The following is a 12,497-nucleotide window of genomic DNA, read 5'->3' on the forward strand; positions in this document are numbered from 1 at the left end:
ACATTCAATAACTCGTCAAAAACACTTTCCCTTTCGTTTTCTCAGCAGACTGCACGACATCAACCGCCGTTTTCACATCCGCTAAATCATACGTAGAATGGACTTCCATAAAACGTAATTGTTTATTTTCTACTAAGTGAATTAAGTGACGGAACGTTTCTTGCCATTTATATGGTGACACTTCTTTATTCCAATGTCGTAAATGAAATATGTTCGCGTGCACTTTTGCTTTCGTGACAATCTCTGCCCAGTTCACTTGTATTCCTGATAGAAGACCAATCGTTAAAAAGTGCCCGTTTGGACGTAAGGAGAAAGCTAATGCATTTCCATCCGGTCCTCCGATAGAGTCAATCGCAGCATCCGCACCGAGCCCGTTCGTTAATTCCATAACGGTTTCATAAAGCGGGGCAGTGGAAGTATCAATTACATATGCAGCACCAAGGCGCAGTAATTCTTCTGTATGCTTATTATTTCTTGTAACAGCAATTAATCGGAAGTTTAAAATTTGTGATAACTGCGCAAATAGATGTCCAATAGCGGATCCGCAAGCGTTCACTAATAAAACGTCATTACTCTGTAAGTTTAACGTTTCTGTACAAGTAACCCACGCCGTAAGAGGATTAATATACATTTGTGCCGCTGTGAAATCATCGATGGAATCAGGAATAGGGACTACAAAATCAGCTGATGTCTTCACATACTCCTGCCAAGTACCTTCTCCGCGTAACGGTAAAACACGTTTACCGATAAGGTCTCTCGTAACGCCCGCACCAACATCTTCTACAATACCGACACCTTCATAACCAGGTATGTTAGGTAATGGGATTCTATGAGCGTACGCTCCTGTTATTGGAATTAAGTCAGATGGATTAATCGGCCTAACTAACATACGAACGAGAACTTCATTATCTTTTAATGGTTCTATATTTTTATATTCAACTTGTAATACGTCTTTTGGGTTGCCAAACTTGTGAAATTGAATGTGTTTTCCGTGCAAGATAAATGTGCCCCCTTAGTTTGATTGGGTTTATTATAGCATTTTTGGTTGGAGTGATTATTTCGTTATCAAAAAATAAAAGGGAACAGAAATTCGTCGTTTATCTATTTGATAAAATCGATGTCTTCTGAATACATAGTAATATAAGAAAAAGACGCCCTTGTGAGCATCTTTTTCTAACTTGAGATAGATGTATCAGTATTGTTCTACTAGGTTACATAGTTCTCGTATAAAGTTTTATCATACAAATGATCTGTGTATCAATTTGCTTTTGATATACAGATCATTTGTATGATAATTATTATAGATAATTGCTGAATGATAACCTTACATGAATGCTTTTAAAAGTTCTTGAACTAATGGAATTACTCCACCTACAAATTTTAAAACTGCCATTGCGATTTCCATATGAGTGCCTCCTTTTTTAATAGTAAGATGCAATAAATCTTTATACGCTTATTATAGTAAGCGCTTACAATTATATCAATGCATTTCGATATGCAATATTTCATATTTATATTCTGTAATGGGGATGGGAAAAAGCCCCACTAATTAAAGTTTCACTTTATCAAAATGTAAGCTGCATCTTGTATAATATAATGGTGGAGGTCGAATATGAAAAAAATGAATTCAAATATAGACGTGGATACAAATGTATTGGAAGCGGTATTTATTCCAAGAAGGTTTATTGTTTTATGGATTACACTCGTATATATAGCTTCAATGCTTTTAGAATTTCGTAATAATATTCTCTCAATGGATAGTTTCTTCTTCACAATAATTATTGTTATTCATACTATCTTTCATTGGTATGCAAGTTCATTAAAGAATAGACAATTGTTGTATTTCTTTTTTGTACAACTCTTCATTGTGTTTCTTGCTGCATTTATTGTACCAAATGGTTCAATAGCAATTTTTGTTGGATTAACCCCTATTTTAATTGCCCAAAGTTTATATGTTTATAACAATATATTTAAAGTAATGGCAGTTTTTACTCTCATGTATGCGATATTTTGTACTGCGATTAGTATGAATTATGGTGTGAATAAAGTAGCTATTCTTATCTCTATGTTCCTTTTAGTACTAGCAATTATTATTCCTTTTTCTTATATTAATAAGCAGCAATATGATGCACGTAATCGTATACAGAGCTACATTCAAGAGTTAGAGTCTGCATATATGAGAGTAGAAGAATTGACATTAGCTAATGAAAGGCAGCGAATGGCAAGGGATTTACATGATACATTAGCGCAAGGTGTAGCGAGCTTAATTATGCAATTGGAAGCAATAGACGCCCATATGCAAAAAGGGAATACAAGGCGATCTCAAGAGATTATGAAACAAACTATGATAAGAGCGAGACAAACTTTACATGACGCCAGGCTGGTTATTGATGATTTGCGTCATACTACTAATTCATTTAATAAAGCTGTAGAGGAAGAAGTTCAACGTTTTTCTGAGGCTACGTCTATACATGTGAGATTTACTATTCAAAGCCCCCCGCATATTTCAAGATTAGTAAAGGAACATTGTTTATATGTAATTAGGGAATGTTTAACGAATATCGCAAAACATTCGCAGGCAACAGATGTACATTTGAAAGTTGAATATAGCGATAACCTTGAAAAACTTACTATTGAAGTTGAAGATAATGGAATTGGTTTTGACACTGGATATATCGGTAAGAATCCTGGACATTACGGCTTAATTGGCTTAAATGAACGAGTTCGATTGATTAATGGAGAAATACATATATTGAGTGAAAAGATGAAGGGTACGAAAGTGTGTATTCAAGTACCTATCAATAATGAAGGAGATAGCGATGAAGTATAACGTATTAATTGTGGATGATCATTTCGTTGTAAGAGAAGGTCTGAAATTAATAATAGAAACGAGTGATTCATTTCAAATTATAGGTGAGGCTGCAAACGGAGAAGAAGCCCTTTCTTTCATAGAAAAAAAGAAACCTGATGTTATTTTAATGGATTTAAATATGCCTAAAATGAGTGGTTTAGAAACAATTGAGGCTTTAAATAAAAAACAAAATCATACGCCGATTATTATATTAACTACTTATAACGAAGACGAATTAATGTTAAAGGGAATTGAGTTAGGAGCAAAAGGATATTTGCTAAAAGATACGGATCGTGAGAATTTGTTTCGAACATTGGAGGCGGCTATTCGAGGTGAGATTTTACTACAACCCAATATTATGGAAAAAATAGTGAATTATAAAAGGAAAGAAGTATATGCTGATAAGGTTGAAGAAAATAACTTAACAGAAAAAGAATTGTTTGTGTTGAAAGCTATTGCGCGTGGAAATAAGAATAAAGAAATTGCATTCGATATGGGAATAGCAGAGCGAACAGTAAAAGCGTATTTAACAAATATATACAATAAATTAGGTGTTAATTCAAGGTCAGAAGCAGTAGCTGTATCTATTGAAAGGAAGTTAATTCATTTTTAAAACATTATATATGCCCAATCGTACATTATAGGCTTGCCCTTTTGTACGATTTTTTTATTATTTTCTCATGTTATGCTTTAGAAAGTATGAGAGATTTAAGAACGCTCTAATTGCATTACACAGACGTTTTTAATGTGGGAAAGGAAGAAGAATAATTAAATGGCAACTTTGTTTTTAATTTCTGTAGTAATTTTCTTTATTTGGCTGCAAAGTAAACAAACAAAATTAAACTGGATACATATTATTACTTTTCTCATGATGATAGGGATTATTACTTATACGGCGCCGCAACCGATGACTAGAGATTTACAAGCAGAGTTATTGGCAGTTACGCTTTTTTCTTTCGCTATCGGTGTTTGGCAAGGTGGAGGAATTACAGTTTGTTATGAGGATGGAATTTTATATATTACAAATGGAAAACAGTATTCCATTTCATGGATTCTTTTAATAATCGGCAACATAATTATTATTAACACATTTGAAGGTGGATTTACTTTTAATGGATTGTGGATTATTTTGTGTAGTGTTGTCATTGCATCTGGGGTGAAAAATAGTATTCTATGTATTCTATACAAATTAACAGTGCGAAATTGAATGGAAAAAGAATATTTTTTTATATTTATATATAAATTAACGATGTAATTTCAACAAAAGATTGTAGTCGATAAAAACGAGAAGGAAGAATGGGGGAGTTAGCGTAGATGTTTCTACCTATTACTACATTTGATAGGTTTATTTGGCTGGGGAATGTTGCTTCGTCTTCAGAAAAGATTAACAGGAATCTGGCGTTTTCGAGGACTGAAGAAAGTAATGTTAATTTGTGTAAAAAGAAATGTATAGGTTCAATTAATAATATGCATCAAAAAATAACGATAGCTTCTGTGGAATATGGTCATAATTTTGTGTTGGGTCGTGCAGAACCTCATTCAACAATTGTCATAACAAGTGGTGATATGTATGTTGGAAGCGGACGGGTTAATAAGTATGGGGAATTTAAAGTATGTACGAATGATTATCTAGAAAGAGTTTTGGTAATAGAGATTCAGTTGATAATGGATGGTTTTTATCAAGAGAGTATAACGGTAAAGATAGAACGTTAAGATAGGATTATTTCTTTTTTTCCACTATATAAAAAGGAAGCAACCGTAGTTGCTTCCTACATTAATTAAGCCGAAGCCTTCTTCATTCTCTCAAGTAAACTAGATAACACATGCGTACGATACGACTCTAGTTTTTTACCTTCATAAGTACGAATACCTAATTTTTTAAGTTCTTTTACATACCAACCTTTGCTTCCGAAATACATGTGATCGCTCCCCTTCAACTTTGTTTTATTTGTTCTGATTGCATATGGAGGTACAGGTAATATAATGAAGGAAATGAATTTCGCGCGAAAATGGTTAACTTTGTTGCAAAAGACATATATACTAAAGGTAGTATATAACGAGGTGGGCAAGACGTGATTATAGAGAAGCACGAAATTCAAATTGACCAAATTACGAGCGGTAAAGTGAATATCTTTACTTTCTATCGAAATAGAAAGCAAATTGATGATCATTTTTTACGATTGCAAGAACCATCGCTTACAGCAAACTACTTCTTCCATTTTCATTTTGATGCAGAGAGCTTGCATCTACTGCAGAAAGAGTTTCCAAGCGTATATCCGTACAACGGTAGTGAAACGATTCACGACTGGACGGAAAAGATGAAAGCAGAATTGCAACATCAGATCCAAACAGGAAAATGGAATAAGCGCGTACGTATCGGTAATCGCATTCTAGATGTGACGTTTACGTGGTGTGACGAAGATATAGTAGAGTGAAAAAGAAGCGGATGACGCTTCTTTTTTTAGCGCTGGAATAAAACGAGCTTACCTGCAGAAGATGTGCAGCGATGTGTTTTTTCATACAATCCTTTTTCATGTAAAATAGATTCACCTTTTGCTTTCGCTTCTTTTTCAGTTGCCGCCTCGAATGATTCGTCTAATGCTTTTGAACCATCTTTTTCAAAGACTGTTAGAACGTATACTCCCATGAAAATTCCCTCCAATAATAAAAATCAGAATCTTATAACTATTTTGGCATAAATCAATAGAATATGCAAAGAAATATATGACATTGCGTGTTAAAATAAAGGGGAAGTTTTATGGGTACTAGATTTACTATTCGTAGTAAAGTACGGAAAAAGAAAGGATCGTTATTTGTGAAACAAGTGAAGTTTATACATGCGGCTGATTTGCATTTGGATAGTCCGTTTAAAGGGATGGAGATGAATGTACCGCAGTCTGTTTGGGAAAGAATGAAGCAGAGTACGTTTGAATCGTTCGAGCGTATTGTTGATAAAGCGATTCAAGAGCGCGTTGATTTCGTATTACTAGCCGGGGATTTGTATGATGCGGAGACGAGAAGTTTGAGAGCGCAAGTGTTTGTGCGCGAGCAAATGAAGAGACTTTCGCAGTACGATATCCCTGTTTTTATTATTCACGGTAACCACGATCATTTAGGGGGAAGCTGGGCAGCAATTGAGTTTCCGGAAAATGTTCACGTGTTTATGGAGCCTTTTGTAGAAGAGAAATCATTTTATAAAAATGGTGAGTTGTTAGCTTCTATTTACGGTTTTAGTTATTTGCAGCAAGCGGTAACGGATAATATGACAGCGCAGTATACGAAAATGAGTGATGCGCCTTTTCATATTGGTATGCTTCACGGAAGTGTGGAAGGGGATGCAGAGCATAATCGCTATGCACCGTTTCAAATTCGGGAGCTGAAAGAAAAGCAGTTTGATTATTGGGCTCTTGGCCATATACATAAACGTGAAATTTTATCAGAAGAGCCGTGCATTATTTATCCAGGTAATATACAAGGACGTCATCGTAAGGAAACGGGCGAGAAGGGTGCGTACCTTATTGAACTTACGAAACAAGGCACGCACTGTTCATTTTTCCATACGGCGGATGTTGTGTGGGATGAGATAGAAGTAAATATTGACGGATTTGAAACTGTTGATGAACTTATGACGAGCGTATCGAGTGCGATGAATGAATGCCGAAGAGAAGAGGAAGGGACGCTTTTAACCGTCGTATTTACAGGTCAGGGAACACTTTCTCCTTATTTACGCGATGAAAAACGTGTGGAAGAGATTTTTCATATTTTAGCAGCGGGCGAAGAGCGAAAAGATTTCGTATATGCGATGAAGTGGAAAAATGAGACAGTTTCTTTTGCAGAAATCGAGCGTTTGAAAGAAGAAAATCATTTCGTCGGTAGTGTGCTAAAAGAGTTAGAAGCCTTCACTAATATGGATGGCGTGTTGCGCACGATTTGGACATCTCCTGTAGCGCGTAATAGTATTGAATCTTTTACAGAAGAAGAGAAGAAAGAGATTCAAAAGGAAGCAGAAAATATTATTTTAGAACAATTATTCCAGCAAGAGAGGGATAAGAAATGAGAATGGAAAAACTCCATATTTATGGATACGGAAAATTAGAAAATGTGGAAATGGATCTGTCAATGCTGACTGTTTTATACGGTGAAAATGAAGCGGGGAAATCGACAATTCGCTCATTTATGAAAAGTATTTTATTCGGTTTTCCGACGAGAGGACAGCGCCGTTATGAGCCGAAAGAAGGCGGCAAGTATGGCGGTGCGATGACTGTGGAAACAGAGAAGTACGGTCGTTTGAAAATTGAGCGGTTGCCAAAGACAGCAGCTGGCGAGGTAACCGTTTATTTTGAAGACGGGAAAACAGGCGGCGAGGAAATTTTACACGATATATTAAGCGGGATGAATGAAAGTTTATTTGAATCTGTCTTTTCATTTGATATGCACGGTCTTCAAAACATTCATCAGCTCGGCGAAGCGGATATCGGAAATTATTTATTTTCAGCAAGCGCAGTCGGAAGTGATGCATTGTTGCAGCTAGATAAAAAGCTAGAAAAAGAAATGGATCAGCGCTTTAAGCCGAGTGGGCGTAAGCCAGAGATTAATGTATCACTGCAAGAAATGAAGAAGCTTGAAGAGAAGATGAAAGAGTGGCAAGGGAAAATTGGCACGTATGAAAAGCAAGTGGGGCAGTTAAAAGAAAGTGAAGAGAAACTTGCTTCTGTTCGTATGGAAAAAGAGAGTGTAGAAAAACGAAAGCAAGATTATGAAATATTAGCAGCGCTAGAGCCTCTCGTTATTGAAAAGCGTGCGCATGAGAAAGTGTTAGAAAACGAGAACGGGCAGTTTCCTGTAAACGGAATGGCGCGTTATGAAGCGATTAAGGCGAAGATGGAGCCGCTTCAATTACAAGTGGATTCACTCCATAAAAAAATAGAGACTGTGCAATCGGAAATGGAATCGATTCAAATAGATGAAGAGTTTTTACAAAAAGAAAGTTATGTAGAAGAACTTCGAATGCAGCACATGTCTTATGAAAATGCACGCCAAGAAATGCGTGATCTGACAGGAACGATTACGAATATAAAAGAAGAACTGACAGAACTAGAGCAACAAATCGGTGCTACTTTTGAAAAAGAAACAGTCCTGTCGTTTGATATGAGTTTGGCAACGAAAGAGTTAATTACGCAAACAGTACAAAAGGCGCGTGAATTAGAAACGCAAAAAACACAGCTTGATGATCGTTTTAAAGTAGCGCAGGAGCAGTTAGAAGAACAAGAAGAAAATATAAGACAAATTAAGCAACAAATGTTAGCGGATGAAGAGCGAAATGCGTTAGCTGAGAAAGAGAAGTCGTTCCAAGATGCGGCGTTTATCGGTATGGGCGCAGAGAGAATGAAGCGCAAGTATGAGGAAAAAGCAGGAGCAGCGATGCAAAAGAAAAAACAGTGGCAAAGAATTTGTCTTCTGTTACTTCTTATTAACACAGGCATTTTATTCACGAGCTTATTTATGGACAACCGCCCGCTCTTATTTATTAGTGTCATTGTTTTTGTAGGAATTGTTCTTGCCCTCGTTTTATATAAAGATCCGTCAAGTGGATTACAAGAAGAACTTCTAACTCTTCAGCAAAGTGCTGGCGGAAGACAAAGTGAAGAAGCAATGTCTGTACGCTATGAGTTAGAAAAGGATGAAGAGATTCGGAAGTTATTTGAGCGCGAGTCGTATAAGTTGCAGCAAATGGAGCGATCGTATGATAAAGTCGTTTCATCGTATGAGGAATGGGAGCGAGAAACGTTCCGCACGAGCGAGCAAGTAAATGTGTATAAAATGCGCTATACGTTCCCTGATTTTTATACGTATGCGCACATATTGCCAGCGTTTGAGCGTATGGAAAAAATGCAACAATTATATCGTGATTTAGAGAAGAAAAGTGAGCGTAAATCTTCATTATATGAAATGATTTCGCATTTTGAACATAAACTAGAAACTGTTATCGGTAGTGCGGAGTATAGTAAGTTGCACGAGGCGCAAATCCGTATGCAAAATGAGAAAGAAAAGCGCCAAACTTGTAAGCAGCTAAAAGAGAAGCTAGCTGAATGGCAAGAAGAATATGCGTTCATGCAAGAGCAATTGAAACAACTGTTAGTAGAACGAGATAGTTTATGGCATATCGCACATTCTACAGATGAAGAGATGTTTTTAGAAGCAGGTAAACTGGCGGAAAAACGTGAAGATGCTGAGAAGCAAGTAGGGCGTTTATTACCGCAAATTGATCTGTTAGAACAGCGTTTAACGAGTTTATCATTAGATGAACATTATGAGGCTGACGGTTATGATGAAAAATTAAAGCAAGAAATGACAGCCGCACAAAACTGTCTTACGAAGGAAAAAGAACTAACAGAGCGCATTGCGAAGCATCGTATGGAAATTGCGAATTTAGAAGAAGGAAGTACGTACGGTGATTTACTACACGAATGGGAAATGAAAAAAGCGCAAGTGCGTGAACAAGTGAAGAAGTGGGCTGCGTATGCGGCCGCAAAGACAGTGTTAACGAAAACGAAGCAATATTATCACGAAGTACATCTTCCTCGTATTTTACAAAAGTCAGAAGAGTATTTTGTGTATTTAACAGGCGGACGATATAGTAAAATTTTTTCACCGTCAGAGGCAGAGCCATTCATCGTTGAGCGTAATGACGGTATGCGTTTTTACAGTCATGAACTAAGCCAAGCGACAGCGGAGCAGTTATATTTATCGTTACGATTTGCATTAGCGAAAACATTTGAGCATGATTATCCATTTATTATTGATGATAGTTTCGTGCACTTTGACGCGGTAAGGACGAATCGCACAATTGAACTAATAAAGGAAATCGCAAAAGATAGACAAGTCATCTTCTTTACATGTCATGCGCATTTACTAACGTATTTTACAGAAAAACAGATTATAAAATTAGTGCGTAAGCGTAAAGAAAATGAGTTGTAGTGTGCTATACTAAAAGTAATTGATTTGGTGGAGGAATTCGAATGAAAAAGAAAATTGCAGAATATGAAGTTGGTGAACAAGTCGATGTTTTCTTGTTAATTAAAACAGCGACAAAAGGTCTAGCAAGCAATGGAAAGCCGTTTTTAACAGTAATCTTACAAGATCCAAGTGGAGATATTGAAGCGAAGCTATGGGACGTATCACCAGAAGTTGAGAAACAATATGTAGCGGAAACGATCGTTAAAGTAGCTGGTGACATTTTAAACTACAAAGGACGTATTCAATTACGTGTGAAACAAATCCGAGTTGCGAATGAAAATGAAGTAACGGACATCTCAGATTTCGTAGAAAAAGCGCCAGTGAAAAAAGAAGATATGGTCGAGAAAATTACGCAATACATATTTGAAATGAGAAACCCGAATATTCAACGTCTAACGAGACATTTATTAAATAAGCATCAAAACGAATTTTTAGACTATCCAGCAGCGACAAAGAACCATCACGAGTTCGTATCTGGATTAGCGTATCACGTCGTATCGATGCTTGATTTAGCGAAAGCTATTTCAAATCTATACCCATCATTAGATAAAGACTTACTATATGCAGGCGTTATTTTACACGACCTTGGTAAAGTAATCGAATTATCTGGCCCAATTTCTACGACGTACACGTTAGAAGGAAATTTACTAGGCCACATTTCTATTATGGTGAACGAAATTGGTAAAGCAGCAGACGAGCTGCAAATCGATGCAGAAGAAGTATTAATTCTTCAACACATCGTCCTTTCTCACCACGGAAAAGCAGAATGGGGTAGCCCAAAACCACCATTAGTAAAAGAGGCAGAAATTCTGCACTACATCGATAACTTAGATGCAAAAATGAATATGATGGACCGTGCATTAGGACGCACAAAACCAGGCGAATACACAGAACGTGTCTTTGCTCTTGATAATCGTTCGTTCTATAAACCGTCGTTCCATAATTAATAGTGTGAATAAAGTGGCCTCATTAAGTGTTAATACGCTTAGTGAGGCTGTTTTTTTATTAAAAATGAAATAGTTAAAAGGAAATAATTGAAGAAGAATCATTGAAAAGGGTAAGTTCTAAACATGTGAAAAAATGGGTTAGAACAGAAATTATTACAAGAAGAGGTGTCAAAGGATTTATATAGTTTAAAGGGTGGATTATCAAACGAATCGTATTGTTTAAATGAACAGAATGGAGTATGGGAAGTCTTCTAAAGATAGTACAGGATTTTCAGCTATTGAATACGCTAGAAAATTCCCATATAGATCAAGTTTAATTGAAAGGATGGAAAAAATATGAATCAAAAAGAGCCTATTGAATTTATTGAAAAAGCTGGGGCCTGTATTGTTTCAAAAAATATAATAAATGAAACAGGAAAATTGAAATGGATATTGAGAGAGCAATCAATAGATGCGGTAGATAATGGTTGGAGATTTTTTTCAGAAATTGATGATGATGATTATATTAATGATCCTGATAATTTAGTAGTATGTGATTTTAATACTGTAGCAAATATTGAACCGGCCATTCTGGGAATATACGAACTACCAATAGGTAGTGATTTACAATTAGTTTCTGAAAATGGAAAAATAAGATTTGTTGATAATTTAACTGGTAAAGAAGTTTGATGAGAATACGAAAATCTAAAGACAACAAGGTAAAATAGTTCGAGGAGATGTAAATTTAACAAGTGTGAGTTCATTAAATATCTTCGAAAAGAATATAAAATATTATAGTGAGCAAGGAACAAAGAGTAATCTTAAGACATTTAATTCTGAGACAGAGGCATGTGAATACTTCTATACTAGTTTAATTGAGATATTAAAAGGGATGGGTGTAATTTAAACCTGAAATAAAAGGGCATTTCCGTTTGGGGATGCCCTTTTATTTTATTAGCGTAATTGCACACACATAGGTTCTATTTGCAATTAAGCAGATTTTATTTTATATACACATTGTTGTACTAATCTAAAATTTCTGTATTTACATTTTTTTCTTTTTGTCTCATAATTTTAACCAGTAAGGAGATTGATAATATGGGAGTTTGTGTAGACTTATTTAAAGAATATGAAAATAAAGAGGAAGTCGTTTATCGTTTTTTTCCTTGTGAAGATGAAGAAAAAGCAGGGAAAATTCAATTTAATAAACTAGAAAAAAGATCTGTAGAATTAGAACCAGCTAAAGGTGAAGGTGCAAATTATTATTTTCTTAAAGCAGTTGGCGCTATACAAAAACATGTAAGAAATTCACCTAATTTAGTTGAATTCCCTGAATTCTTATTTTCACAATCGTAAAAATAAGAACAAGCTCTCAGTATTGAGAGCTTGTTTTTATTTTATTATTACATATGTCGGACTTGCAGTAATATAGAATGTTTCGCCTTTACTATTATATACTTTATATTGTAGTGATCCTTTAACATTTACCTTTGCATCAATTGTAAATCCTACACCTACAGTGCTAGCAACATCTTTATCCTGTATCAAGATTTAAGTAACTCCCTTTTTCAGCCCACACAATATAAGTTTCTGAATTCATTTTAATAAAAACACATGGCAATATGCCGCGAACAAAAACATTGAGTTAATCGATGGTGATGCGCTCATTCATATGATGAAGTTACGAATTTAGTATGTGGGGA

14 protein-coding genes and 2 pseudogenes are annotated in these 12,497 nt (G+C 35.6%); 11 read left to right on the top strand and 5 right to left on the bottom strand.

Annotated features, from left to right (window positions below; all coding sequences use genetic code 11):
* Nucleotides 1–4 precede the first annotated feature (4 nt).
* Nucleotides 5–997, bottom strand: coding sequence for a zinc-dependent alcohol dehydrogenase family protein (locus ACUXEY_RS03310; protein WP_461300096.1), 993 nt, complete (start codon nt 995–997; stop codon nt 5–7).
* 327 nt (nt 998–1,324) lie between these two features.
* A pseudogene (locus ACUXEY_RS03315) lies at nt 1,325–1,509 on the bottom strand (hypothetical protein).
* A 103-nt stretch (nt 1,510–1,612) separates the two neighbouring features.
* On the opposite strand from ACUXEY_RS03315, the gene ACUXEY_RS03320 reads away from it, so the two are divergent.
* From ACUXEY_RS03320 to ACUXEY_RS03335, 4 genes are all read left to right on the top strand, one after another.
* Nucleotides 1,613–2,830: a sensor histidine kinase gene (locus tag ACUXEY_RS03320; protein ID WP_461300097.1), complete on the top strand. Its 1,218-nt coding sequence runs from the start codon at nt 1,613–1,615 to the stop codon at nt 2,828–2,830.
* On the top strand, nt 2,820–3,464 hold the full coding sequence (locus tag ACUXEY_RS03325; RefSeq protein WP_000876838.1) for a response regulator: 645 nt from the start codon (nt 2,820–2,822) through the stop codon (nt 3,462–3,464). Before ACUXEY_RS03320 ends, ACUXEY_RS03325 begins: the two co-directional genes overlap by 11 nt.
* 159 nt (nt 3,465–3,623) lie before the next feature.
* Entirely contained in the window at nt 3,624–4,058 is a 435-nt protein-coding gene (locus tag ACUXEY_RS03330) for a hypothetical protein (RefSeq protein ID WP_429600835.1), read from the top strand.
* Between the two features lie 107 nt (nt 4,059–4,165).
* The gene (locus ACUXEY_RS03335; RefSeq protein WP_461300098.1) at nt 4,166–4,564 is read left to right on the top strand and encodes a hypothetical protein; all 399 of its coding nucleotides are present in this window, start codon (nt 4,166–4,168) and stop codon (nt 4,562–4,564) included.
* A 65-nt stretch (nt 4,565–4,629) separates the two neighbouring features.
* On the opposite strand, the gene ACUXEY_RS03340 is transcribed toward ACUXEY_RS03335, so the two are convergent.
* Nucleotides 4,630–4,770: a YflJ family protein gene (locus tag ACUXEY_RS03340; protein WP_000273536.1), complete on the bottom strand. Its 141-nt coding sequence runs from the start codon at nt 4,768–4,770 to the stop codon at nt 4,630–4,632.
* Between the two features lie 153 nt (nt 4,771–4,923).
* Between ACUXEY_RS03340 and ACUXEY_RS03345 the strand changes: the two genes are divergently transcribed.
* Complete coding sequence (locus tag ACUXEY_RS03345) at nt 4,924–5,286, top strand: hypothetical protein (RefSeq protein WP_461300099.1); 363 nt, start codon at nt 4,924–4,926, stop codon at nt 5,284–5,286.
* A 26-nt stretch (nt 5,287–5,312) separates the two neighbouring features.
* Here the strand turns inward: ACUXEY_RS03345 and ACUXEY_RS03350 are convergent, their stop codons facing one another.
* Nucleotides 5,313–5,498: a YhzD family protein gene (locus tag ACUXEY_RS03350; protein ID WP_001970593.1), complete on the bottom strand. Its 186-nt coding sequence runs from the start codon at nt 5,496–5,498 to the stop codon at nt 5,313–5,315.
* Nucleotides 5,499–5,666: 168 nt separating this feature from the next.
* Between ACUXEY_RS03350 and ACUXEY_RS03355 the strand changes: the two genes are divergently transcribed.
* The 5 genes from ACUXEY_RS03355 to ACUXEY_RS03375 all read left to right on the top strand — a co-directional run bounded on the left by ACUXEY_RS03355 (nt 5,667) and on the right by ACUXEY_RS03375 (nt 12,150).
* Complete coding sequence (locus tag ACUXEY_RS03355; RefSeq protein ID WP_461300193.1) at nt 5,667–6,908, top strand: metallophosphoesterase family protein; 1,242 nt, start codon at nt 5,667–5,669, stop codon at nt 6,906–6,908.
* The gene (locus tag ACUXEY_RS03360; RefSeq protein WP_461300100.1) at nt 6,905–9,829 is read left to right on the top strand and encodes an ATP-binding protein; all 2,925 of its coding nucleotides are present in this window, start codon (nt 6,905–6,907) and stop codon (nt 9,827–9,829) included. Before ACUXEY_RS03355 ends, ACUXEY_RS03360 begins: the two co-directional genes overlap by 4 nt.
* A 41-nt stretch (nt 9,830–9,870) precedes the next feature.
* Nucleotides 9,871–10,815 (top strand): 3'-5' exoribonuclease YhaM, encoded by a 945-nt coding sequence (gene yhaM, locus ACUXEY_RS03365; protein ID WP_461300101.1) that lies wholly within the window; start codon nt 9,871–9,873, stop codon nt 10,813–10,815.
* Between the two features lie 336 nt (nt 10,816–11,151).
* Nucleotides 11,152–11,484 (top strand): immunity protein Imm33 domain-containing protein, encoded by a 333-nt coding sequence (locus ACUXEY_RS03370; protein ID WP_242255649.1) that lies wholly within the window; start codon nt 11,152–11,154, stop codon nt 11,482–11,484.
* 408 nt (nt 11,485–11,892) lie between these two features.
* Nucleotides 11,893–12,150 carry a hypothetical protein gene (locus tag ACUXEY_RS03375; protein WP_461300102.1) on the top strand — a complete coding sequence of 86 codons (258 nt, stop codon included), beginning with the start codon at nt 11,893–11,895 and terminating at the stop codon, nt 12,148–12,150.
* A gap of 36 nt (nt 12,151–12,186) precedes the next feature.
* Here the strand turns inward: ACUXEY_RS03375 and ACUXEY_RS03380 are convergent, their stop codons facing one another.
* A complete protein-coding gene (locus tag ACUXEY_RS03380) occupies nt 12,187–12,342 on the bottom strand; it encodes a hypothetical protein (RefSeq protein ID WP_461300103.1) in 156 nt (51 codons plus the stop codon).
* Nucleotides 12,343–12,391: 49 nt separating this feature from the next.
* Between ACUXEY_RS03380 and ACUXEY_RS03385 the strand changes: the two are divergent.
* A pseudogene (locus ACUXEY_RS03385) lies at nt 12,392–12,487 on the top strand (restriction endonuclease); the annotation flags it as partial.
* Nucleotides 12,488–12,497 lie beyond the last annotated feature (10 nt).

This window comes from Bacillus sp. F9_6S_D1_P_5 (assembly GCF_054823925.1).

Excerpts from the sequence above, each read along its gene's own strand:
- ACUXEY_RS03340 (WP_000273536.1), bottom strand. The coding sequence starts at position 4,770 with ATGTATTTCGGAAGCAAAGGTTGGTATGTAAAAGAACTTAAAAAATTA.
- ACUXEY_RS03330 (WP_429600835.1), top strand. The coding sequence starts at position 3,624 with ATGGCAACTTTGTTTTTAATTTCTGTAGTAATTTTCTTTATTTGGCTG.
- ACUXEY_RS03320 (WP_461300097.1), top strand. The coding sequence starts at position 1,613 with ATGAAAAAAATGAATTCAAATATAGACGTGGATACAAATGTATTGGAA.
- ACUXEY_RS03375 (WP_461300102.1), top strand. The coding sequence starts at position 11,893 with ATGGGAGTTTGTGTAGACTTATTTAAAGAATATGAAAATAAAGAGGAA.
- yhaM (WP_461300101.1), top strand. The coding sequence starts at position 9,871 with ATGAAAAAGAAAATTGCAGAATATGAAGTTGGTGAACAAGTCGATGTT.
- ACUXEY_RS03325 (WP_000876838.1), top strand. The coding sequence starts at position 2,820 with ATGAAGTATAACGTATTAATTGTGGATGATCATTTCGTTGTAAGAGAA.
- ACUXEY_RS03335 (WP_461300098.1), top strand. The coding sequence starts at position 4,166 with ATGTTTCTACCTATTACTACATTTGATAGGTTTATTTGGCTGGGGAAT.
- ACUXEY_RS03350 (WP_001970593.1), bottom strand. The coding sequence starts at position 5,498 with ATGGGAGTATACGTTCTAACAGTCTTTGAAAAAGATGGTTCAAAAGCA.
- ACUXEY_RS03360 (WP_461300100.1), top strand. The coding sequence starts at position 6,905 with ATGAGAATGGAAAAACTCCATATTTATGGATACGGAAAATTAGAAAAT.
- ACUXEY_RS03370 (WP_242255649.1), top strand. The coding sequence starts at position 11,152 with ATGAATCAAAAAGAGCCTATTGAATTTATTGAAAAAGCTGGGGCCTGT.